This window comes from Roseateles asaccharophilus, assembly GCF_004362405.1.
In the GTDB taxonomy this organism is placed as follows: Bacteria; Pseudomonadota; Gammaproteobacteria; order Burkholderiales; family Burkholderiaceae_C; genus Kinneretia; species Kinneretia asaccharophila.
Window position 1 is genome coordinate 114,004 of sequence record NZ_SNXE01000006.1, and the last position, 22,985, is coordinate 136,988.

A 22,985-nucleotide genomic window follows, 5' to 3' on the forward strand; every position below is an offset into this window, starting at 1 on the left:
TAGCTCTACCGATTGCGTGATGCCAGTCTACAGCATGACGGGTTATGCCAGCGCCAGCTCGCAACCCGCCTCCCAGGGGGAATCCAGTGCCGCCCCCGCCGCCAGCGTGACGGTGGAACTGCGCTCGGTCAACGGGCGTTTCCTGGATCTGGGCTTTCGCATGCCCGAGGATCTGCGCGGCCTGGAACCCGCCCTGCGCGAGCTGATCGGCGCCGCCTTCAAGCGCGGCAAGATCGAGTTGCGCATCAACACCCAGCGCGAGTCCGAGAGCAGCTGGCCCCAGCCCCAGCCCGAGCAGCTCAACCGCCTCTCCCGCCTAGAGTCCACGGTCCAGGGCTGGCTGCCGCAGGCTCGTCCCTTGAGCGTCAACGAGGTGCTGCACTGGTGCAAGAGCGGCGGCGCCAGCGAGAAGCTGGACGAGGCCACGCTGGAAGCCGCGCGTGCCTGCGTGGCCGGCCTGGCCGAGGCTCGTGAGCGCGAGGGCGCCAAGCTGGTGGCCGTGCTGATGGAGCGCATCGCCCGCCTGCGCGAGCTGGCTCAGCAGGCCGAACCTCTGGTGCCGGCCGTGGTGCAGCGCCAGCAGCAGCGCTTTCTGGAGCGCTGGCAGGAGGCCCTGGCCAGCACGGGTGCCGCCCAGAGCGTGCCCCAGGAACAGCTGCAGGAGCGTGCGCTCAACGAGGCCGCGGCCTATGCCATCCGCATCGATGTGGCCGAGGAACTGGCCCGACTGCGTGCCCATCTGGACGAGATCAGCCGCCTGCTCAAGAAGGGCGGCGAGATCGGCAAGCGCCTGGACTTCCTGATTCAGGAGCTGCACCGCGAGGCCAATACCCTGGGCTCCAAGTCCGCGGCACTGGAGCTCACCAATGTCTCGGTGGAGATGAAGGTGGCCATCGAGCAGATGCGCGAACAGGTGCAGAACATCGAGTAATCCACAGCCCCGCCCGGCCGCGCGTCTGGCGGCCTGCGCGCCTCGGTTAAAATTTCCAGCGAAATCATGGGCTTAGGCCATCGCCCAGGCCCCAACCGACGCGCCACGAGCGCCATTTCATGGAATATCCCGGCAATCTCTTCGTCGTCGCCGCTCCCAGCGGTGCCGGCAAATCCAGTCTGGTCAAGGCCTTGCTGGAGCTCGACGCCAAGCTGGCCGTCTCCGTCTCCCACACCTCGCGCGCGCCACGCGGCCAGGAGCAGCATGGCCGCGAGTACTGGTTCATCACGGCCGAGGAGTTTCGCGCCAAGGTCGAGCACGGCGACTTCTTCGAATGGGCCGAGGTGCACGGCAATCTCTACGGCACCTCGCGAGCCGGCATCGAGAAGCGCCTGGCCGATGGCGAGGACGTGGTGCTGGAGATCGATTACCAGGGCGCGCTGCAGATCAAGCAGCTTTTTCCCCATGCGGTGCTGATCTTCATCCTGCCACCCAGCTGGGAGGAATTGATGCAGCGCCTGAACCGCCGCGGCGATACCGCGCCCGAGGTCATCGCCCAGCGCATGGCCAATGCCCGCGTGGAGGTGGCCCAGGCCCAGCACTTTGATTTCGTGGTGGTCAATGCGGTGTTTGACACCGCGGTTTTCGACCTCAAGACCATCGTCCACGCACAGCGGTTAAAATACGCCGCTCAGCGCCGCAACCGGTCCACCGTGTTCCGCGCGCTTGATCTCCCCTGAACCACAAGACCTGGAAACTGCCATGGCCCGCATCACCGTCGAAGATTGCCTGTCCAAGATCCCCAACCGCTTCCAGCTGGTTCTGGCCGCCACCTACCGCGCTCGCATGCTGAGCCAGGGCCATACCCCCAAGATCGAGAGCAAGAACAAGCCGGGCGTGACCGCGCTGCGCGAGATCGCCGCCGGTGAAGTCGGCGTCGAGATGCTGCGCAAAGTGCCGGTCTGAGCCTTTGAATCCCCCGCTTGGCGGTGCTGCGGCACCGCCACAGCCAGCAAAGGGCGCCCAGCAGGGCGCCCTTTGTCTTTGGGCAGGCTCGGGCGATGACGGCATCGGTTAAATTCGCGTCATGGGTTTTCGATCGTTTGCCGCCTCCTTGCCTGCCGCACTGACCGGTCTTTCCGGCACGCGGCCCGTCTTGCGCAGCCAAGCTGAGCCTACGCCGGCCGAAGCGGCCTCCTTCGATGCCCTGGTACAGCGCCTGGCCTACCTGCCCAAGGCCGACATCAAGCGCATTCGCGAGGCCTACAAATTCGCGGACGAGGCGCATCTGGGCCAGTTCCGCGCCAGCGGCGAGCCCTACATCACCCATCCCATCGCGGTGGCCGGCATCTGCGCCGAATGGCGCCTGGACGCCCAGGCCATCATGGCGGCCCTGATGCACGACGCCATGGAGGACTGTGGCGTCACCAAGACCGAGCTGATCGAGCGCTTCGAGGCGCCCACCGCCGAGCTGGTGGATGGTCTGACCAAGCTGGACAAGCTGCAGTTCTCCACCCGCGAGGAATCCCAGGCCGAGTCCTTCCGCAAGATGCTGCTGGCCATGGCCCGCGATGTGCGGGTCATCCTGATCAAGCTGGCCGACCGTCTGCACAATATGCGCACCATGCAGGCCATGGCGCCGGACAAGCGCCGCCGCATCGCACGCGAGACCCTGGACATCTACGCTCCGATTGCCCATCGCCTGGGCCTCAACCAAATCTACCGCGAGCTGCAGGAGCTGTCCTTCAGCTTCATCAATCCCTGGCGTCACGCCGCGCTGCTCAAGGCGGTGGGCAAGGCGCGCGGCAATCGCCGCGATCTGGTGGCCCGCATCGAGCGCGATGTGGTGAAGGCCTTTCATGAGGCCGGCATCAAGGTGGAGATCCAGGGTCGCGAGAAGACGCTGTTCTCCATCTACAAGAAGATGCGCGAAAAGCACCTGAGCTTCGCCCAGGTCAGCGACATCTTTGGTTTTCGCATCATTGTGGACGAGCTGCCGGGGTGCTACCTCTCGCTTGGCGTGCTGCACCAGCTCTACAAGCCCCAGCCCGGTCGCTTCAAGGATTACATCGCCATCCCCAAGCCCAACGGCTACCAGAGCCTGCACACCACCCTGGTCAGCCCTCTGGGCACGCCGGTGGAGTTCCAGATCCGCACCGAGACTCAGCATCTGGTGGCCGAGAAGGGTGTGGCAGCGCACTGGATGTACAAGAGTCGCGCCGACGGGCAGTCCACGCAGCAACTGGGCGCGCACTGGCTGCAGTCCCTGATCGACATCCAGGACGAGACGCGAGACGCCAATGAGTTCCTGGAGCATGTGAAGATCGACCTCTTCCCGGATGCGGTCTACGTCTTCACGCCCAAGAGCAAGATCATGGCCCTGCCCAAGGGCGCCACGCCGGTGGACTTTGCCTACGCCATCCACTCCGATGTGGGCGACCATTGCGTGGCGGCCCAGATCAATGGCGAACCCGTGCCCCTGCGCACCGAGCTGCGCAGCGGCGATGTGATCGAGATCGTCACCGCTGCGGGCGCCCGCCCCAATCCGGCCTGGCTCAGCTTTGTGCGCACGGGCCGCGCCCGCTCCAAGATCCGTCACTTTCTCAAGAACCTGGAGCAGGAAGAATCGCGCGATCTGGGCGAGAAGATGCTGGCCCAGGCCTTGCGCGCCGAGGGCCTGGCCCTGCCGTCGCTTGACGACGAGGATCAGGACGCCGCCCAGCTCTGGCAGCAACTGGCCCGCTGGGCCGGCAACCGGCAGGTGGATGAGCTGCTGATCGAGGTGGGCCTGGGCCGCAAGATCGCCTCCATCGTGGCCAAGAAGCTGGCTCGCATGCTGGCCGAGCAGGGCCAGCGCCCCGACGCCGTGATGCTGAGCATGGGCCGCTTCGTGGCGGCCGAGGACGCTCCCACCCAGGGCACGGTGCTGCTGGATGGCAGCGAAGGCGCCTCGGTGCGCCTGGCCCCCTGCTGCCGCCCGATTCCCGGCGATGAGATCCGCGGCTATCTGGGCCGCGGCGAGGGCCTGATGGTGCACACCGCCGAATGCGCGGTGGGCCGGCGCCTCTACCAGCGCGATGCCGAACACTGGATCGCGGTGAGCTGGGCCGAGGAGCCGAGCCGCAGCTTCGAGGCCGGCGTGGCCGTGCTGCTGCAAAACGGCAAGGGCGTGCTGGCCCAAGTGGCCCAGGCGGTGAGCGCGGCCGAAGCCGACATCACCCACATCTCCATGAGCGACGAGTCCCAGCAACGCGAAACCGCCGAGATGAGCCTGCTGCTCTCGGTGCGCGACCGTCTACACCTGGCCGATGTGCTGCGCACCCTGAAGCGCAGCCCCGCGGTGCTGCGCGCCTGGCGCATCAAGCCGCAGGCCTAAGATTCAGCTTCCTCGGTCGGCTTCAGCGCTTGGGCGCGGGATAGCGCACCTCCAGCACCTCGAGCTTCTCGATGCCACCCGGCGTCATCAGCTGCACCTCGTCGCCCTCGCGCGCCTTGAGCAGGGCACGCGCGATGGGCGAGATCCAGCTCACCTCGCCCTGCAGGCTGTCGCTCTCGTCGATGCCCTTGATGGTGATGGTGCGCTCCTCGCCCCGGCCGTTGGCATAGGTGACGATGGCGCCGAAGAAGATCTGGTCGCTGCCGTGATGCAGGCTGGGGTCAGCCACCTCGGCAATGTCCAGACGCTTGGTCAGGAAGCGCAGGCGGCGGTCGATCTCGCGCAGGCGCTTCTTGCCGTAAAGGTAGTCGCCGTTTTCCGAGCGGTCGCCGTTCTTGGCCGCCCAGGACACGATCTCGACGATCTTGGGCCGCTCCACATCCAGCAGCGCCATGAACTCGGCGCGCAGCCGCGCATAACCCTCGGGCGTCATGTAGTTGCGCGTACCCTGCGGCAGAGGCGGCAGGCCGACCTCGTCGCCATCGTCCTCGTCCTGATGCGTGCTTTCCTTGGTGAATGCCTTGCTCATGGCGTGTATTGTGTCGCGAGACCCAAGCCCCTTTGCGGAGAGCGCGCGCATGAGCACAGCAGGCCCCCTGGCGGGATATCGCGTGATCGAGTTTGCCGGCATCGGCCCTGGCCCCTTCGCCGGCATGCTGCTGGCCGATTTGGGCGCCGATGTGGTGCTGATCGAGCGTCCCGCGGCCCAGCGCAGCCTGGGCGGCGGCGGGGCACTCAACCGCGGCAAGCGCTCGATCTGCCTGGATCTCAAGCGAGCCGAGGCCCGTGAGGCCGCCCGCGCCCTGGTGCTGGGCGCCGACGCTCTGATCGAGGGCTATCGCCCCGGCGTGATGGAGCGCCTGGGCCTGGGCCCGGCGGACTTCGAGGCAGCACATCCGCGCCTGGTCTATGGCCGCATCACCGGTTGGGGCCAGAGCGGCCCGCTGGCCCAGACCGCCGGCCACGACATCAACTACGCGGCGCTCAGCGGCGCCCTGTCGATTGCCAGCCGCCGCGGCGTGGCGCCCAGCCTGCCGGCCACCATGCTGGGCGATCTGGGCGGCGGCGCGCTCTTTCTGGTGATCGGCCTGCTCAGCGCCCTGCTGGAGGCTCGCCGCAGCGGCCGCGGCCAGGTGGTGGATGCCGCCATCGTGGACGGCTTGAGCTGCCTCAGCGCCCTGCTGCTGAGCCTGCGCGGCCAGGGCCTGTGGCAGGACGATCCCACGCAGAACTTCTTTCTGCACGAGTCGCCCTTCTACGACTGCTTTGAGTGCGCGGACGGCCACTACTTAAGCCTGGGCGCCATCGAACCCGCCTTCTACCGCGAGCTGCTGCAGCGCCTGGAGCTGGCTGACGAAGATCCGGCCCGGCAGTACGACACGGCCGACTGGCCGCGACTGCGTGCCCGGGTGGCGCAGCGCCTGCGCGAGCGCACGCGCGACGAATGGGTGGGCCGCTTCGAAGGGAGTGATGCCTGCGTGGCCCCGGTGCTGAGCCTGGCCGAGGCTGCCGCCCACCCACACCAGCGCGCGCGAGGCAACCATGTCGAGATCGATGGTCATTTGCAAGCATGCGCCGCGCCGCGCTTTTCGCGCAGCGGCATTCGCGCACCCCAGGCAGCCCCCCTACCCGGGCAGGACGGCATGGCCCTGCTGCTGGAGGCGGGCATCACCGCCGAGCAAGCTCAATCCCTGCTGGGTGACGACCTGGCCAGCGGACACTGAAGCAAGAAGTCCAAAGAAAAACGGGTCAATTCCCTAAGGAACTGACCCGTTTCAAATATGGCGCGGCTGGCAGGATTCGAACCCACGACCCCTTGGTTCGTAGCCAAGTACTCTATCCAACTGAGCTACAGCCGCACGACTAAAAACGACTTCAACTTCGGCCAGCGCCTCGTCGTGGTGAGGCATTGACCTGAATGAATCCCGAAAGTACCCCGGATGACTCCGGGAGGCTCTCGATATTCTGGCGCGGCTGGCAGGATTCGAACCCACGACCCCTTGGTTCGTAGCCAAGTACTCTATCCAACTGAGCTACAGCCGCACGACAAAACGATCACATCTTCTTCGGCCAGCATCTCGTCGTGGTGAGACATTGGCCTGAGTTGAATTTCGAATTCCCCCGGGATGGCTCCCGGATTCCCTCGATATTCTGGCGCGGCTGGCAGGATTCGAACCCACGACCCCTTGGTTCGTAGCCAAGTACTCTATCCAACTGAGCTACAGCCGCCGAAGCCCTCAACTATAGCACGCATTGCTTTGCCATGACCAGTATTTGAAGAATTTCTTCATGAATCGGCTCAGTGCAAGGTGGCGGCCGCCTCGAAGCAGCGCGCACGGCGCTCGGCATCGCCGTCGCGATTGGCGAGCTCCGCCAGGCTCAGCCAGCTGCGGCGGCGTGCGGCGGCCGAAAGGCTGCGATCCTCGGCCGCCTGCTCCAGAGTCAGACGGGCCTTGCCCCAGAGCTGGCGCTCGGCCAGCACATGGCCCAGGGCGTAGGCCAGTTGAGCGTCACGCGGAAAGCGCTGCACGGCCGACTCGAGGCGCTGCAACCACTCCGGGCCCAGGCCGGGGGAGGCAGCCACCAGGGCCTCGGCCAGCACCGCGCGCTCGTCGCTGCCCAGCTCATCGAGCTGATCCCAGAAGGGACGCAGCCAGCCGCGCCCATCCTCCGGCGCACCCAGGCTGGCAGCACATTGAGCCGCCCGCCCCGCCACGAACACATCACGGCGATCGGAGGCATCCAGCTGTTGCCATACCAGGCGCAGCTGATCCACATCGCGGGCCCCATCCAATGCCTCCGAGGCCAGAGACCGCAGCAAGCCTTGGGCGGCGACCTTGGAAAAGCCCTGGTGCTTGGCCAGCAGGCGCGCCGTGCGCAGGGCATCGAGGGGCTGCTTGGCCAGGCGAGCGGCCTGCAAGCGCAGGCGCAGGGCCTGGGTACGGCGTGCAACACCGGGCCCCAGTTCGGCCAGCAGTTCCAGCGCCCGGGAGGCATCGCGATCATCCAGCGCCCATTCGGCCGCCAGCAGGCGCGCGCCCTCTTCGGAGGCCTTGGCCTGGGGCTCGTTGCGCGCCAGATCGAGGGCCAGACGCAGTTGTTCGTCGCGCCGGCGCTTGTCTTGCAACCGGTGCGCGCTCTGGGCCGCCAGCAGATGCCCAAGGACCATGAAGGCCGCATCGGGCTGCTCGCCGGTCTGGGCCTGGATGCTGAGCGCGCGCTGCACGGCTTTTTGTGCCCGCCCGTAGCGAGCACCAAAGAACTCGGACAAGGCCTCGCGCAGGGCCAGCTGCGCACTGCGCTCGCGCTGCGCCAGACGCCATTCGCGCGCACGCCGAGGCAGGCTGGTCAGGGCGTTGATCGTATGGATCACGGTGACCAAGGCGAAGCAGCTGCCCACCAGCGCCAGGAGGAAAAGGTTCAGCGAGACGTCGAGCCGCCAGCCCTTCCAGTAGAAGCTGGCCAGGCCGTCATTGCTGCCCAGGGTCAGGGCGGCCACAACGGCCGCCGCGAAGAGCAGCACCAGCCAGATGATTGTGCGCATGCGCCCTCCCCTCAGCGGCCGCCGGCCGCGGCGGCCAGGGCCGCCAGCGTGTCGTCCGGGCGCGGCACGCTGACCTGCCGGGCCTGCCCTTGAACTTGGCGCAGCAGCTCCGCGGCGTTCTGGACCTTGCGCGAGCGGCCGTCGAAGTAGCGCTCCAGCAGTTGCAAGGTCTCGCGCAGATCCCCCTGCGCCGTGTCGTACTGGCGGCTGAGCAAGGCCAGGCGGGCGTTGAGCAGCCGCAGCTTGAGGTTCTCACGCAGGAAGAACGCCTGTTCAGGCGCCAGCAGCATGGCCTCGGGGTGGTCGATGCGACTGACGCGCAGCAGGGACTTGGCCTCGACCCAGGCCTGGGCACTCCACAGACGCCAGCGCTCGCCGGCTGCGCTCAGCCACTGCTCCATCAACCCTTCAGCAGCGGATGCGGCCGCGCCGGGCGGCTGGGCCGCCGCGGCAGGCGCTGCCGCACGCGCCGCGCGCGGCGCGCCCCCGGCGTCCGGGCCGGACTTGTCAGCCATGGCCAGCAAAGGCAGCTCGTCCAGCAGGCGCACCACCTCATCCAGACGTATGGCCAGGGTGGAGACATCAACCACGCTCACGGCGCGAACGCGATCCAGATCCCGCACCACGGCGCGGCGCACGCCTTCCAGGCGCGGCTGCTTATAGCGCTGCAGGCGCTCATCGGCCTGACGCAGGGCGGCCACCAGGGGCTCGGCGCTGCCGGTGATGCTGGTTTGCTGCAGGGCCACGCGCAGCGAGGCCTCGATATCACCGATCACGTTCTCGTCGCGCGAGCGCGACATGGACTGGATCAACTCCTCCAGCTGGCCACGCTGTAGCGCGACTTCCGCCAAACGCGCCTCCAGCAGGGCCGTCTTGGCTGCGGTATCACGGGTCAGGTCTTGCGCCTGGCGAGCCAGATTGCGGGCTTCGCTGGCCTCGCCCTGGCTGGCCGTTTGGCGCCGGACCAGCTCCTGCTCCAGGTCTTTGAGACTGGCCTGGCCCTGCCAGGCCAGGCCCAGAGCGGCCAGGGACAGCACGGCCAGACCTAGCGCCACGGGTGGCAACCAGGTCGGAGAGGTCGGGCCGGCAGCTGGCTCGGGCGGGGCGGGGGGGGAGTTGTTATCGCTCACGATCAAAATTGTAGGGCTGGGGCTCGGCCTCACCTCAGCAGGATGCAAAGGCCTGGGCTACGGCAGCAGCTTCGGGTCGCGCCAAAACCACATGCCCCATACCGAGGGTACGGGCGCGATCAGCGATGCGCGGGTGGGTGGCAATGGCCTGGGCACTCGACCAGTCCTGCGCAGGCCCGGCAAGTTGCGCGAGATGCCCGATGGCCTCGGCACTGCTGAAGAGCCAGACATGGGCGGCGGGCTGCGCCAGAGCCTGGCTCAACAGGGCCTGCTCCGCAGCATCCAGCCGCGGACAGCCACGGCGGTACACGCTCAGGGCCTGCAGGCGGGCGCCGCGCTCCCTGAGACGATCGGCTAACCATTCGCGTCCGCCCTCGCCGCGCAGCACAAGCGCCAGGCGGCCCTGCCAGTCCTCGCCGGCCAAGAGCGGCCAGAGATGCTCGGAGTCCAGGCTGGCCGCGTCGGCGGGCGGCTGCACCAGCTGCCCAGCCGGCACGCCGGCCCCCAGCAGGGCCTGGGCGCTGCCAGGCCCCACGGTGGCGGCCAGGGTGGCGGCCGGCCAGCTCGCGCCCGCGGGCCGCTGGGCAAAGAAACCCGCCACCGCATTGGGGCTCACGAACATGGCCAGGCGCGCCTGCGGCAGCAGGGCCCAGGCCTGGCGGGCGGCGGCGCCACCATCGGCCGGTGGGGCGATCTCCATCAAGGGCAAGGCCCGCGCCGGCACACCCAGAGCCGTCAGCCGGGCCAGCCAGGCGGGCGCCTGCGGGCGCGGCCGGGTCAGCAGCAAAAGGCGCGGCGCTTGGGAATTCATGGCCAGACGCCGCCGGGCGCAGCGGCGCTCAGACGGCCGCCGGCAGATAGGCCTGGGCGCCGCGCTCGCGCAGCTGGGCCGCCGCGCGCTCGCCTAGGGCGCGGGCGGCGGCCTCATCGGCCACCGGCTCGGTCAGGCTGAGCTTGAGCAGGGGCTGGGCATGGTCCTCGGCGTGGCCCAGGGCCACGTCCAGGCGCAGACGGCCGTCGGCCTGCCAGCGGCCATGGGCAGCCAGGGGCATGCTGCAGCTGCCGCCCAGGGCGCGCGAGACCGCGCGCTCGGCCTGGGTGGCCAGGGAGGTGGGCATATGCACCAGGGCCTGCAGCTCGGCCCTGAGCGCCTGCGCGTCGGCGCGCAACTCCAGGCCCAGGGCGCCCTGACCGGCACAGGGAATCATCTCGTCCTCGCTGAAGCAGGCGCGGATGCGCTCGCCCAGGCCCAGACGCTTGAGGCCGGCAGCGGCCAGCACGATGGCGTCGAACTGGCCCTCGTCCAGCTTGCGCAGGCGGGTGTCCAGATTGCCGCGCACCGGCTCGATCTGCAGATCCGGCCGCAGGGCCTTGAGCTGCACCACGCGGCGCAGGCTGGAGGTGCCCACGCGCGCGCCCTGGGGCAGGGCCGCCAGATTTTCGTAGCGCGGCGAGACGAAGGCGTCGCGCGGGTCCTCGCGCTCCAGGATGGCAGCCAGCTCGAAGCCCTCGGGCAGCTCCATGGGCACATCCTTGAGCGAGTGCACGGCCAGCTGAGCCCGGCCCTCTTCCAGCGCGGTTTCCAGCTCCTTCACGAACAGGCCCTTGCCGCCCACCTTGGACAGGCTGCGGTCCAGGATCTGATCACCCCGGGTGGTCATGCCCAGCAGGCTGACGCCCAGGCCTCGCGCCTCCAGCACGGCCTTCACATGCTCGGCCTGCCAAAGTGCCAGGCGGCTCTCGCGGGTGGCGATCACCACCGACGAATTTTTCAATGTCTCGGTCATGTCAGCATGCTAGCGCAGTGCGGCAGTGCACAAGAAACTGCTACAGTCAGATTCCAGTAACTTCGTTACATGACCATTACGGTCACCACCGCACCAAGCCCAGACGAGCCCGCCATGCCCGCACGACCCGCCGCCGCCCAGCCCACGACGACGAAGACTCGCAACAGCAAGCCCCGAACCAGCACCGCTGGCACCCCGCCCAAGCGCACGCGGGATGACAAGGACCTGCCGCTGCGCGAAGACATCCGGCTACTCGGCCGGGTCCTGGGAGAGGTGATCCGCGAGCAGGAGGGCCGCGAGGCCTACGAGCTGGTCGAGCAGATCCGCAAGCTCTCCGTGGCCTTCCGCCTCAAGCGTGATGCCCAGGCAGGAAAGAGCTTCGACAAGCTGCTCAAGAGCCTCTCGGGCGAGCAGACGGTGAGCGTGATTCGCGCCTTCAGCTATTTCTCGCACCTGGCCAATATTGCCGAGGACCGCCACCATGTGCGCCGCCGCGAGATTCATGAGCGCGCCGGCAGTCTGGCCGCAGGCTCCCTGGGCCATGCCCTGGAGCGCCTGCACGAGGCCGGCGTGCGCCCCAGCGAGATCGCCAAGACGCTGCAGCACGGCTTCATCTCGCCGGTGCTGACCGCCCACCCCACCGAGGTGCAGCGCAAGAGCATCCTGGACGCCGAGCGCGCCATCGCGGAGCTGGTGGAGCAGCGCGACAGCCTGCACACCGAGCGGGAAAAACAGGCCAACGAGGCCCTGATCCGCGCCCGCGTCACCCAGCTCTGGCAGACGCGCATGCTGCGCTACTCCAAGCTCACCGTGGCCGACGAGATCGAGAACGCGCTCTCCTACTACCACGCCACCTTCCTGCGCCAGATCCCGCGTCTGTACACCGAGCTGGAGCAGGCCCTGCCGGGCCATGAGCTCAAGAGCTTTCTGCGCATGGGTCACTGGATTGGCGGCGATCGCGACGGCAATCCCAATGTCACGGCCGCCACCCTGCGCCAGGCCCTGCAGCGCCAGAGCGAGGTGGCCCTGCGCCACTACCTGACCGAGCTGCACGAGCTGGGCGCCGAACTCTCCATCTCGGCGCGTCTGGCGCAGGTCACGCCCGCCATGCAGGCCCTGGCCGAGCGCAGCCCCGATCGCAACGAGCATCGCCTGGACGAGCCCTACCGCCGCGCGCTCACCGGCATGTACGCCCGCCTGGCCGCCACCCTGCACGCGCTCACCGGCACCGAGGCCCTGCGCCACGCCGTGGCCCCGCAAGACCCCTATGCCACGCCCGAGGAGCTGCTGGCCGATCTGCGCGTGATCGCCGCCTCGCTCAAGAGCCACCATGCCGAGGCCCTGATCGCGCCGCGCCTGGCCCCGCTGATGCGCGCGGTGCAGGTCTTCGGCTTCCACCTCGCCACCCTGGATCTGCGCCAGAGCTCGGACCAGCATGAGCTGGTGATCGCCGAGCTGCTGGCCGCGGCCCGCATCGCGCCCGACTACGCGGCCCTGGACGAGGCCCAGCGGCGCGCCCTGCTGCTGCAGTTGCTGGCCGATGCTCGCCCCTTGCGTGTGGTCGGCCATGCCTACAGCGACAAGACCGAGGGCGAGCTCGCCATCTTCGAGGCCGCGCGGGAAGCCCTGACCCGTTTCGGCCGCGAGGCCCTGCGCCACTACATCATCAGCCACACCGAGACGGTGAGCGATCTGCTGGAAGTGCTGCTGCTGCTCAAGGAAGTGGGCCTGATGCGTGGCACCCTGGACAGCGCCGGCGCGGTCAGCGACCTGATCGTCGTGCCCCTGTTCGAGACCATTGGCGATCTGCGCCTGGCGTCCACCATCATGCGGGAGTTCTACGCCCTGCCCGGCATCCACGCCCTGGTGCAGCGCTCGGGCGGCGAGCAGGACATCATGCTGGGCTACTCCGACTCCAACAAGGACGGCGGGGTGTTCACCAGCTCCTGGGAGCTCTACCGCGCCGAGATCGCCCTGGTGGAGCTCTTCGCCGAGCTCAAGAAGAAGGGCGCCATCACCCTGCGCCTCTTCCACGGCCGCGGCGGCACGGTGGGCCGCGGCGGTGGCCCCAGCTACCAGGCTATCCTGGCCCAGCCCCCGGGCACGGTGAACGGCCAGATCCGCCTGACCGAGCAGGGCGAGGTCATCGCCTCCAAGTACGCCAACCCCGAAATCGGCCGGCGCAATCTGGAAACCCTGGTGGCCGCCACGCTGGAAGCCAGCCTGCTGCACCCCACCAAGAATGCGCCGCAGTCCTTCCTGGACGCGGCCCAGGAACTGTCGGACGCCTGCTTCAAGGCCTATCGCGGCCTGGTCTATGACAGCAAGGGCTTTGCCGAGTATTTCTTCGCCGCCACGCCCATCCGCGAGATCGCCGAGCTGAACATAGGCTCGCGCCCCGCCTCGCGCAAGGCCACCCGCGCCATCGAGGACCTGCGCGCCATCCCCTGGGGCTTCAGCTGGGGCCAGGCCCGCGTCACCCTGCCGGGCTGGTGCGGTTTCGGCTCGGGCGTGCTGGCCTTCCTGGGCACGGGCGCCGGCCGCGAGGCCAAGCTCAGCCTGCTGCGCCGCATGGTCAAGCAGTGGCCCTTCTTCCGCACCCTGCTCTCCAACCTGGACATGGTGCTGGCCAAGACCGACCTCTCCATCGCCCAGCGCTATGTGGAGCTGGTGGAGGACAAGCGCCTGGGCAAGCGCATCTTCGCGGCCATCCAGGCCGAGTTCGAGCGCACCCAGGAAGCCCTGGCCCTGATCACCGGCGAGAGGCAGCGCCTGGCCGCCAACCCGGCCCTGGCCCGCTCCATCGAGCACCGTTTCCCCTATATCGATCCCCTGCACCATCTGCAGGTGGAGCTGATGCGCCGCTACCGCGCCGTGCCCCCGGACAAGCGCGCCGAGGACCCGTCCATGGAGCGTGTGCAGCGCGGCATCCATCTCTCCATCAACGGCATCGCCGCAGGTCTACGCAATACCGGATGACGCTGCATTTGACTCGCGTCAACGCACGCACCTAGGCGGCCAGCCAAGATTTCTCCTGCCACCCAGGCACCCATCCAAGGGTGCCTGGGATTCATTCCAAGGAGATATCTCGGTCATGAGCGACACCAACACCTCCTACCGCGAGCTGACGCGACGCGTCAGCAGCAATCTCGCCACCCTGCGCTCGGGCACACCCGAGGTCATGAAGGCCTTCGGTGACCTGGGGCGGGCGGCCACCGCCAACGGCGTGCTGGACAGCAAGACCAAGGAGCTAATCGCCCTGGCCCTGGGCGTGGCCGCGCGTTGTGATGCCTGCATCGGCTTTCATGTGCAGGCCTTGGTGCGCCTGGGTGTGAGCCGAGAGGAGCTGGAGGAGACGCTGGCCGTGGCCACCTATATGGGTGGCGGTCCCTCACTGATGTATGCGGCCAACGCGGTCGCTGCCTATCAGGAGTTCGCTGACGCGAAGCAAGCTTGAGCCTGCAGGCACCGCGTTCCGGCGCTGGCCCTGCTCGTATAGTGGCGGTCCCGCCGGAGCCCCGCCTTGCCCAAACATCACCTCCTCCTGATCGACCCCCAGAACGACTTCTGCGACATCCCCGGCGCCAGCCTGCCCGTGACCGGCGCCGATGCCGATCTGCGCCGCATGGCGGGCCTGCTGGCAGCCCGCGGCGCGGACATCGAGGCGGTGACCGTCACCCTGGACACGCACCGCCGCCTGGACATCGCCCACCCCGGCTTCTGGACCACGGCCGGGGGCGGCGCGGTACCGCCCTTCGCCACCATCAGCGCCGCCCAGTTGCGCGCCGGGGCCTACCGCCCGCGCGAAGCCGGCGCCCTGCCCCGCGCCCAGGCCTATCTGGACGCCCTGGAAGCACGCGGCCGCTACACCCTGATGGTCTGGCCGGTGCACTGCGAGCTGGGCAGCTGGGGGCATAACGTGCATGCCGGCCTGCAGCAGGCCCTGGTGGACTGGCAGCTGACACGCCAGCGCCATGTGGAGTTCGTGCTCAAGGGCCTGAACCCCTGGACCGAGCATTACAGCGCACTGCAGGCCGAGGTGCCCGATCCCGCCGATGCCGGCACCCAGCTCAACCAGGCCCTGCTGCAGCGCCTGGACGGCTGCGACGCGCTGTGGATTGCGGGTGAGGCCAGCAGCCACTGCGTCAAGGCCACGGTGGAAGATTTGGTCGAGCACCTGCCCTCGGGCCGCGTGGACAAGATCACCCTGATCATCGACGGCATGAGCCCCGTGGCCGGCTTCGAGCCCCAGGCCGCCGACTTCCTGGTCCGCATGCAGGCACGCGGCCTGCGCCTGGCGCGCAGCGCGGAGCTGCTGGCATGAGCATGAACCACCCGGGAGCGCCCGTGATCTCCAGCCTGCTGGAGACCGATCTCTACAAGTTCACGATGTGGCAGGCCATGCTGCATCGCCACCCGCAGACCCAGGCGGAATACGCCTTCTGGTGTCGCAACGAGCCGGCCTTTCCCCTGGCCGAGCTGCTGCCCGAGCTCGACCGCGAGCTGGACCATCTGTGCTCGCTGCGCTTCGGCCGCGAGGAACTGGACTATCTGGCCTCGCTGCGCTTCATCAAGAGCGACTTCATCGACTTCCTGCGCATCTTCCAGTTCCAGCGCGACTTCATCCGCGCCCGCGCCCTGCCCTCGGGCCAGTTGGAGATCATCGCCCGCGGCCCCCAGGTGCATGTGATGGGCTTCGAGATCTTCGTGCTGGCCCTGGTCAACGAGCTCTACTTTCGCCGCCTGGGCGGGGCCGAGGCAGCACTGGCCGAGGGCCGGCGCCGTCTGGACGAGAAGCTGGCCCAGCTGCGCGTGTTCGGCGCCCAGGAGGCGCACGGCCGGCGCCACCCCTTCGAATTCTTTGACTTCGGCCTGCGCCGCCGCTACAGCGGGGCCTGGCAGCGCGAGGTGATCAGTCGCCTGGCCCGCGAGGCCCAGCCCTTCTTCAAGGGCACCTCGAATGTGCTACTGGCGCGCGATCTGGGCCTGGTGCCCATAGGCACTATGGCGCACGAGTATCTGCAGACCTTCCAGGCCCTGGACTCGGTGCGCCTGCGCGAGCATCAGAAGGCCGCGCTGGAGAGCTGGGTGCAGGAGTACCGGGGCGATCTGGGCATCGCCCTGACCGATGTGGTGGGCATGGACGCCTTCCTGGCCGACTTCGATCTCTACTTCGCCAAGCTCTTCGACGGCCTGCGCCACGACTCGGGCGACCCGGTCTGCTGGGCCGAGAAGGCCCTGGATCACTATGCCAAGCTGCGCATCGACCCGCACACCAAGCGTCTGGTCTTCTCCGACAGCCTGACCCTGCCCAAGGCCCTGGAGCTCTACCGCCGCTTTGCCGACCGCACCCAGCTGGGCTTTGGCATCGGCACCCACCTCACCAACGATCTGGGCCTGCGTACCCTGCACATCGTGATGAAGCTCACCCAGGCTAACGGCCAGCCCGTGGCCAAGCTCTCCGACAGCCCGGGCAAGACCCTGTGCGAGGACGCGACCTTTCTGGCCTATCTGCGCCAGGTCTTCAAGCTGCCTGCAGGCTGAACGCCTGGCCGCGCCGCGGACGTCAACGCCTTACGGCCAGCGCGCACCTTGCAGCGGCTTGCGCCTTTGTCATCCGCGCAAGCCCGCGGCCAGGGCTTCCCGCACCGCCGCCACCTGCCGGCGCGACACCGACAGCCACTCGTCCACATGGGCAATGCGCACGGCCCAGCCCGGCTCCAGTGCGCCGTACGCGGTGTTCTCGTCCTCGGACTCGCCGCCATGGCGCTCCAGCTCGCGTACCGCGCTGCAAGCCACCAGGGCATTGCGGTGCACGCGCAGAAAGCGCGGCGCCAGCCGCGTCTCCAGCTCGGAGAGGCTGCCGTCCATCACATGGATATGAGTGGCGGTGCGCAGGGTCAGGTACTTCTGCTCCGCCTTGATATAGAGCACCTCGCTCACCGGAACGCGCAGCAGGCGGCCGCGCTCGGTCAGGGTGATCACATCGCCCTCCGGGGCGCTCGCCTCCGCCTCACGCCCGGCACGGGCCGCGGCTCTCTCGGCCAGACGCTCGGCCACACGCGCCAGCGCGGCCTGAAGGCGCTCGCGGCGCACGGGTTTGGTCAGGTAGTCCACCGCGTCAAGCTCGAAGGCGCGCAAAGCATGCTCGGCGTGCGCGGTGACGAAGACCACCGCGGGTCGCTGGGTCTTCTCGCGCAGGGTGTCGGCCAGCTGCAGGCCATCGGGGCCGGGCATCTGCACGTCCAGCAGCACCAGGTCACAGCCATGCTCCTTGAGCCAGAGCTGGGCCTGCGAGGCCGTACCGGCCTCGGCCACCACCTCGGCACGCGGCTCCTGACAGGCTTCCAGCAAGCCCCGCAGGCGCGCACGCGCCAGCGGCTCATCATCGACCAGCAGGACCTTGAGGGCGGGCGTGGTATGCATGGCAAAAGCGGTTCAGCGGGGCAGGATGATGCGGACAGTGAAACGCCCAGCCTCGGGGCTGAGCTCGAAACGGGCGGCCACATCATGCATCAGGCGCAGACGCTCGCGCAGATTGCGCAGGGCCAGGCCATGCCCAGGCTGCCGCGCTGGCGCCTGCACGGTGTTGCGGACCAGGATCTCGACCTCGGAGCCGCGCGCGCGCGTGCGGATCTCGACCTCGCCGCCCTGCTCGTTGGGCTCCACGCCGTGTCGCACGGCGTTCTCCACCAGGGGTTGCAGCAGCAGGGGCGGCACACGGGCTGAGCCGGCGGCCGGATCCAGCTGCCAGCTCACACGCAGGCGCGCCCCATGGCGGATCTGCTCGATATCGAGATAGCGGCGTGCCAGCTCCACCTCGGCATCCAGGCTGACCACGGCGTCCGTCTCGGCCAGGGCCGCGCGGAACAGCTCGCTCAGGTCCTCCAGCACGCCCTCGGCGCGCTGCGGGTCGATGCGCACCAGGGCAATGGCGGTATTGAGCGTGTTGAACAGAAAGTGCGGACGGATGCGGGCCTGCAACTCCACCAGACGCGCCAGATCATCGGCCGGCCGCTGTGCCCGCTGTCGCTGCTTGAGCCAGTACAGCAGCATAGCGGCGGACACCAAGCCGGCCAGGGCCACGCTGAGCAGTCGGAAAGCGCTGCTGGCCTCGCCGCTGGCCAGGCTCAGCAGCTGCCAGCCCAGGGAAGCACACATGGCCCCCAGCAGCAGCGCCAGGCCCCATTGCCAGCGCTCGCGCCAGCGGGCGAGCTGGCGCTGCAGGGCGCAGATCAGCAGCAGCCACAGCAGCACGCCCGAGAGGCTGACCACGGTGCCGCTGCTGACCCAGGCCATCCACTGCACCAGATCGCGCGCGGCCAGGGCCATGCCCAGGCCCAGCATCAGCTGCACGCCCAGCACGGCACGCAGCACCAGGCCCGCATGGCAGACATCGAACACGCTCTGTGCATCGAAGGGTGCCGAGCCTTGCTGGGGCGCCCGCGAGGGCTGGCTACCTTCCCCCGCCACCGCGCCGCGCGCGCGCGGCGCGTCTTCCGTCTTGTGTGCTCGTCCCGTCATGGTTCGGTCGGCAATTAGAATCCTTGTTCCGCCATTGTCGCCTCTGCGCCGTGGCCCGCGCCATGCGGGCACCCCCCGGCGCCCTGCCACGAGCCCGCCACCGATGTCCTCCGTCTCCGACAACCAACTCGCCAACAAAGCCCAAGCCTGGTCCGCGCTCTTCTCCGAGCCCATGAGCGAGCTGGTCAAGCGCTACACCGCCAGCGTGTTCTTCGACAAGCGTCTGTGGAAGGCCGACATCCAGGGCAGCCTGGCCCACGCCGAGATGCTGCATGCCCAGGGCATCCTGAGCGCCGAGGACCACGCCGCCATCCAGCGCGGCATGGCCCAGATCACAGGCGAGATCGAGGCCGGCCAGTTCGAGTGGAAGCTGGACCTGGAGGATGTGCACCTCAATATCGAGGCCCGCCTGACCGAGCTGGTGGGCATCGCCGGCAAGCGCCTGCACACCGGCCGCAGCCGCAACGACCAGGTGGCCACCGATGTGCGCCTGTGGCTGCGCGACGAGATCGATGAGCTGAGCCTGCTGCTGCGCGCCCTGCAAAGCGCCCTGGTGGAGGTGGCCGACAAGAACGCCGAGGTCATCCTGCCGGGCTTCACCCATCTGCAGGTGGCCCAGCCCGTGGCCTTTGGCCACCATCTGCTGGCCTATGTGGAGATGTTCGCCCGCGACGCCGAGCGCCTGGCCGACGCGCGCCGCCGCGTCAACCGCCTGCCCCTGGGCGCGGCGGCTCTGGCCGGCACCAGCTACCCGCTGGACCGCGAGCGCGTGGCCCGCACACTGAAGATGGAAGGCGTGTGCCAGAACAGCCTGGACGCCGTCTCGGACCGCGATTTCGCGATCGAGTTCACGGCCGCGGCATCGCTGGTGATGGTGCACATCTCGCGCCTCTCGGAGGAGCTGATCCTGTGGATGAGCCAGAGCTTTGGCTTCATCGACATTGCCGACCGCTTCTGCACCGGCTCCAGCATCATGCCGCAGAAGAAGAACCCCGATGTGCCCGAGCTGGCGCGCGGCAAGACCGGCCGTGTGGTGGGCCATCTGATGGGCCTGATCACCCTGATGAAGGGCCAGCCCCTGGCCTACAACAAGGACAATCAGGAAGACAAGGAACCGCTGTTCGACACGGTGGACACCTTGAAGGACACCCTGCGCATCTTTGCCGAGATGGCCGGCGGCATCACCGTCAAGCCCGAGGCCATGGAACGCGCCGCGCTCAAGGGCTATGCCACAGCCACCGATCTGGCCGACTACCTGGTCAAGAAGGGCCTGGCCTTCCGCGACGCCCACGAGATCGTGGCCCATGCGGTCAAGACCGCCATCCAGGCCGGCGTGGACCTCTCCGAGCTGCCCCTGGCCGAGCTGCAGAAGTTCGATGCCCGCATCGGCCAGGACGTGTTCGAAGTGCTGAGTTTGCGCGGCTCACTCAATGCCCGCAACATCCTGGGTGGCACCGCGCCCGAGCAGGTGCGCGCCCAGGTGGCCCGCCACCGCGCCCGCCTGGCCTGAAGCCGCGAGGAGCAGGCTGTTCTGGGGCCCTTCAGGGGAATGCCATGTTCAAGGCGCGTCTCGGCCTGTGGCTCGGCGTGCTGGTTGCGGTTGTGGCAACACAGTTCGCCATCGTGGTCTGGTTGGTCAACCAGTCGGAACTTGATCGATCACGCAGCCTGCGCGGCAAGGATGTACTCGTCCAGTACCTGGAACTCTCATCCAACAAGCAGAGGCTGAAGGTCTGGTTTGCGCAGTACCTCCTGACCGACTCAGCGCCGGTGGCGCAACGTGATCTGTACCTTCAGCGCATGCAGGCCAGTCTGGTCGAGCTCGGGCGGCTTAACGCCATGGAGGCGACCGATGCCAGCGACCTGGCAATCGAGACAGTGTCTCGCCAGACCCTCGTCGCCCTCCAAACCAATTTTGAAGCACTGCGAGAGCAGATTCTCAAGGCTCAACCGCAGGTCGCGCGGCCAGACCCGGATACCGAGAGGGCGGCAGTGTGGGACGAGATGCTGAGCGTTTTCGACATCTCGCAGGGTCAGGACATGCGCACCCTGATCGCCGATGCCATCAAGGTACAGATGGTGCACAGCCGTGAGACCGAAGCAGCGGCCCAGACCGCCCTCAGCCGATCCCGGCATTTGGCCCTGTTCAGCATCCTGTCGACCATCGTGCTTTCAGTGGGCTTTGTCGCCTATTTCGCTCTAGACATACGTCGCCGCATGGCGCCCTTGCTCGACGGCACACAGGCCCTACAAGCCGGTCGGATGGACCACCGCATTGCCATTCACGGCCGCGACGAGTTCGACCGCCTGAGCATGAGCTTCAATCGGATGGCTGAGGAAATCCAGCTGCACCGTGCCAACGAGGTCAGCCAGCGCCAGCGCCTTGAGGATGCCGTAACACAGCGAACACAGGATCTGCATGCGGCGAACCAACAGCTGCTGAACATCGACCGTTCCCGGCGACAGTTCTTTGCCAATATCAGCCATGAGCTTCGCACGCCCACCACCGCCCTTCTCGGCGAGGCGGAAGTCAGCCTACGACGCAGCGGCCATCCGGAGCATGTCTATCGCGAAGCACTCGAGAGGATTGCCACGATCGCCCGTCAGCTTGGAGCCCGCATTGCCGAGCTCATGGCTGTGGCCCGTCAAGGCGAAGCGAGCCAGGGCATGGATCTTCAAACCATCCATGCCCATGCGCTTTTGCGTCAGGCACTGGAACAACATCGGGGCGCTGCAGCAGCAGCCGGACATCGGCTAGCCTTGAACCCGTTACCGGAAGTGCCGTCAGACTTGCGGCTGCGCGGCGACAGCGAGAAGCTGTCTCAGGCCCTGACCATCCTACTGAACAACGCCATACGCTACACCCCAAGTCCGGGCCAGATCTGGCTGGGCGCGCAGTTGGACGAAGGCGTCCCGCCAAGCCTGAGTCTGAGCGTCGAGGACAACGGCATCGGTCTGTCCCCGGAGGAACTCGACAAGGCGTCGGAGCGCTACTGGCGCTCTGATGCAGCGCGCAGCATACGTCCGGAAGGGATGGGGCTGGGCCTGGCTATCGCCGAAGACATCGCGGTCGCCCATGGTGGCCGGCTTCGCTTGTCCCACCGCACAGCGGGGGGCTTGGTCGTTCAGATCAGCCTGCCCCTCGAAAGAGCCTGAAGATCAACTCATGCCCCATCTACTCGTTGTAGAAGACGACCGAAGAGTCTCCGACTTCCTCAGCCGCGGCCTGCGTGCCGAAGGCTACCAGATCACGGTGATCGAGCGAGGTGACCTGGTACAGAAGTCGGTCGAGCAGCTTGAGCCCGACCTGATCCTGCTCGACGTGATGCTGCCGGGTATCAACGGTGTAGAGGCCTGCCAGCGCCTGCGCGCCGCACGCGTGCGCACGCCGGTATTGATGCTCACCGCTATGGACGCTCTGGAGGACAAAGTCGCTGGCCTGCGCTGCGGCGCGGACGACTACCTGACCAAGCCCTTTGCATTCGACGAGCTGCTGGCCCGCATCGAGGCCCTGCTGCGGCGGGTCGATGCTCACATGGAAGAGGCGGGCAAGAGCCGTCTGCGGCAGATCAGCGTGGCGGACGTGGTGCTGGACTTGGAGCGGATGCAAGTGCGCCGCGACAACGGCCTGGTGCCGATGACAGCGCGCGAACTCGCGCTGCTGGAGTTGCTGATGCGCCACCCTGGCCGGGTATTCAGCCGCGAGCGCATCCTCAACACGATCTGGGGATACAGCGAGGATCCATTGACCAACGTGGTGGACGTGTATATCCGCCGCCTGCGCGCCAAGCTGGACGAAGGGCGCGAACAGCCTCTCATCCTGACTGTCCGCGGCCTGGGCTACAAGATCGACAGCGGCCCCGGCTGAGCAGGATGGCCATACTCAAGGGCACCGGCGATCAGAGGACCGCTCAGTTCGGGGTATAGGGCAAGGAAGAGTGATGGAGCACGATGCGCACCACACCGCTGTCGTCCTTCTTAAAGGTCCAGGTCTTGTCAACGGTGGTGCTCTGTCCCTTGGCGTCCGTCAAGACCACTTTGCCCATCGTGCTTGCGACATCGCCGTTGATGTGAACAGCAGCGTTCACAATGTCCACCTTCTTCCAACCCTTGAGTGCGAAGCCGCTGTCATTCGGGAAGTTGGTATCGCCGCCGACAAAGTAGGCAAGAGCCCCCTCCTTGGTGGTGCGGAAGGTCTGGGGAGCCACTGTCAGGGTCGGCTTGAAGAGCACGGGGCCCAGGTTGTAGCCGTAGGCGGCGTCAAGCACTGCATTGGCCGTGGTCTTGGCTTTGGCCAGGCCACCACTTTGGAAGTCATCACTGATCTTCACCAGCGCATCACCCCACGCCTTCTGTGCCGCCCTGACTTCAACCAGCGTGATGTTGCTGTTGTAGACGCGTGGCTCAGTGCTCTGGGCCTGCGCCAGGCTAGGCACCGCAGCAGCGAGGGACGCACAGAGAATGAAACTGTTAGCAAGAACGTGCTTGATCATGATGATGAGTTCGCTGGACTAGCGCACAAGACGCTTGTGAATGATTCTGCGACGGCAGACGCCGTGGCAGCTCTGCTCCGGCAGAGCGATCCGAAGACACCCGCTCTGCACCGCCCGCATTGAAGCAAGCTCTCCTGATC

The 22,985-nt window shown here is 67.6% G+C and carries 20 protein-coding genes and 3 tRNA genes; 12 read left to right on the forward strand and 11 right to left on the reverse strand.

The annotated features are described in order from the left end of the window. Positions 1-19 precede the first annotated feature (19 nt). The 4 genes from DFR39_RS13640 to DFR39_RS13655 all read left to right on the forward strand — a co-directional run bounded on the left by DFR39_RS13640 (position 20) and on the right by DFR39_RS13655 (position 4,307). The gene (locus DFR39_RS13640; RefSeq protein WP_133604129.1) at positions 20-931 is read left to right on the forward strand and encodes a YicC/YloC family endoribonuclease; all 912 of its coding nucleotides are present in this window, start codon (positions 20-22) and stop codon (positions 929-931) included. Positions 932-1,050: 119 nt separating this feature from the next. Then, the gene (gene gmk / locus DFR39_RS13645; protein WP_133604130.1) at positions 1,051-1,671 is read left to right on the forward strand and encodes a guanylate kinase; all 621 of its coding nucleotides are present in this window, start codon (positions 1,051-1,053) and stop codon (positions 1,669-1,671) included. 22 nt (positions 1,672-1,693) lie between these two features. Then, positions 1,694-1,897 carry a DNA-directed RNA polymerase subunit omega gene (gene rpoZ, locus DFR39_RS13650; protein ID WP_133604131.1) on the forward strand — a complete coding sequence of 68 codons (204 nt, stop codon included), beginning with the start codon at positions 1,694-1,696 and terminating at the stop codon, positions 1,895-1,897. Between the two features lie 121 nt (positions 1,898-2,018). Beyond that, complete coding sequence (locus DFR39_RS13655) at positions 2,019-4,307, forward strand: RelA/SpoT family protein (RefSeq protein ID WP_133604132.1); 2,289 nt, start codon at positions 2,019-2,021, stop codon at positions 4,305-4,307. Between the two features lie 22 nt (positions 4,308-4,329). Here DFR39_RS13655 and greB read toward each other — a convergent pair whose 3' ends face one another. Then, positions 4,330-4,896 carry a transcription elongation factor GreB gene (gene greB / locus DFR39_RS13660; protein ID WP_133604133.1) on the reverse strand — a complete coding sequence of 189 codons (567 nt, stop codon included), beginning with the start codon at positions 4,894-4,896 and terminating at the stop codon, positions 4,330-4,332. Positions 4,897-4,945: 49 nt separating this feature from the next. Here greB and DFR39_RS13665 point away from each other — a divergent pair, with 49 nt between their 5' ends. Then, a complete protein-coding gene (locus DFR39_RS13665) occupies positions 4,946-6,091 on the forward strand; it encodes a CaiB/BaiF CoA transferase family protein (protein WP_133604134.1) in 1,146 nt (381 codons plus the stop codon). A 58-nt stretch (positions 6,092-6,149) separates the two neighbouring features. Here the strand turns inward: DFR39_RS13665 and DFR39_RS13670 are convergent. The 7 genes from DFR39_RS13670 to hemC form a co-directional block, all read right to left on the reverse strand. Further along, a tRNA-Arg gene (locus tag DFR39_RS13670) sits at positions 6,150-6,226 on the reverse strand. Positions 6,227-6,333: 107 nt separating this feature from the next. Continuing rightward, positions 6,334-6,410: transfer RNA gene (locus tag DFR39_RS13675), tRNA-Arg, on the reverse strand. Between the two features lie 109 nt (positions 6,411-6,519). Then, positions 6,520-6,596 (reverse strand) — tRNA-Arg (locus DFR39_RS13680). Between the two features lie 70 nt (positions 6,597-6,666). Next, positions 6,667-7,911 (reverse strand): heme biosynthesis HemY N-terminal domain-containing protein, encoded by a 1,245-nt coding sequence (locus tag DFR39_RS13685; RefSeq protein WP_133604135.1) that lies wholly within the window; start codon positions 7,909-7,911, stop codon positions 6,667-6,669. 11 nt (positions 7,912-7,922) lie between these two features. After that, a complete protein-coding gene (locus DFR39_RS13690; protein WP_246030831.1) occupies positions 7,923-9,041 on the reverse strand; it encodes a uroporphyrinogen-III C-methyltransferase in 1,119 nt (372 codons plus the stop codon). Between the two features lie 34 nt (positions 9,042-9,075). Further along, positions 9,076-9,852, reverse strand: coding sequence for a uroporphyrinogen-III synthase (locus DFR39_RS13695; RefSeq protein WP_133604136.1), 777 nt, complete (start codon positions 9,850-9,852; stop codon positions 9,076-9,078). 28 nt (positions 9,853-9,880) lie between these two features. After that, complete coding sequence (hemC, locus tag DFR39_RS13700) at positions 9,881-10,828, reverse strand: hydroxymethylbilane synthase (protein ID WP_133604137.1); 948 nt, start codon at positions 10,826-10,828, stop codon at positions 9,881-9,883. Between the two features lie 114 nt (positions 10,829-10,942). Between hemC and ppc the strand changes: the two genes are divergently transcribed. From ppc to pncB, 4 genes are all read left to right on the forward strand, one after another. Continuing rightward, a complete protein-coding gene (ppc, locus tag DFR39_RS13705) occupies positions 10,943-13,807 on the forward strand; it encodes a phosphoenolpyruvate carboxylase (RefSeq protein ID WP_133604138.1) in 2,865 nt (954 codons plus the stop codon). Between the two features lie 115 nt (positions 13,808-13,922). Then, complete coding sequence (locus DFR39_RS13710; protein WP_133604139.1) at positions 13,923-14,285, forward strand: carboxymuconolactone decarboxylase family protein; 363 nt, start codon at positions 13,923-13,925, stop codon at positions 14,283-14,285. A 66-nt stretch (positions 14,286-14,351) separates the two neighbouring features. Then, on the forward strand, positions 14,352-15,152 hold the full coding sequence (locus DFR39_RS13715; protein WP_133604140.1) for a cysteine hydrolase family protein: 801 nt from the start codon (positions 14,352-14,354) through the stop codon (positions 15,150-15,152). After that, entirely contained in the window at positions 15,149-16,372 is a 1,224-nt protein-coding gene (pncB, locus tag DFR39_RS13720; RefSeq protein ID WP_419789846.1) for a nicotinate phosphoribosyltransferase, read from the forward strand. The genes DFR39_RS13715 and pncB overlap by 4 nt, the downstream gene beginning before the upstream one ends. A 69-nt stretch (positions 16,373-16,441) precedes the next feature. On the opposite strand, the gene DFR39_RS13725 is transcribed toward pncB, so the two are convergent. Then, positions 16,442-17,254, reverse strand: coding sequence for a LytR/AlgR family response regulator transcription factor (locus tag DFR39_RS13725; RefSeq protein ID WP_133604141.1), 813 nt, complete (start codon positions 17,252-17,254; stop codon positions 16,442-16,444). A gap of 12 nt (positions 17,255-17,266) precedes the next feature. Beyond that, positions 17,267-18,352: a sensor histidine kinase gene (locus DFR39_RS13730; protein WP_246030832.1), complete on the reverse strand. Its 1,086-nt coding sequence runs from the start codon at positions 18,350-18,352 to the stop codon at positions 17,267-17,269. Between the two features lie 103 nt (positions 18,353-18,455). Between DFR39_RS13730 and argH the strand changes: the two genes are divergently transcribed. Genes argH through DFR39_RS13745 form a run of 3 tightly spaced genes read left to right on the forward strand, consistent with a single transcriptional unit; the run spans position 18,456 to position 22,220 of the window. Further along, positions 18,456-19,862 (forward strand): argininosuccinate lyase, encoded by a 1,407-nt coding sequence (gene argH, locus DFR39_RS13735; protein ID WP_133604142.1) that lies wholly within the window; start codon positions 18,456-18,458, stop codon positions 19,860-19,862. A gap of 44 nt (positions 19,863-19,906) precedes the next feature. After that, a complete protein-coding gene (locus DFR39_RS13740; RefSeq protein ID WP_133604143.1) occupies positions 19,907-21,508 on the forward strand; it encodes a sensor histidine kinase in 1,602 nt (533 codons plus the stop codon). Between the two features lie 10 nt (positions 21,509-21,518). Further along, a complete protein-coding gene (locus tag DFR39_RS13745) occupies positions 21,519-22,220 on the forward strand; it encodes a response regulator transcription factor (RefSeq protein ID WP_133604144.1) in 702 nt (233 codons plus the stop codon). A 43-nt stretch (positions 22,221-22,263) separates the two neighbouring features. Here the strand turns inward: DFR39_RS13745 and DFR39_RS13750 are convergent, their stop codons facing one another. Next, positions 22,264-22,845 (reverse strand): hypothetical protein, encoded by a 582-nt coding sequence (locus DFR39_RS13750; protein WP_133604145.1) that lies wholly within the window; start codon positions 22,843-22,845, stop codon positions 22,264-22,266. Positions 22,846-22,985 lie beyond the last annotated feature (140 nt).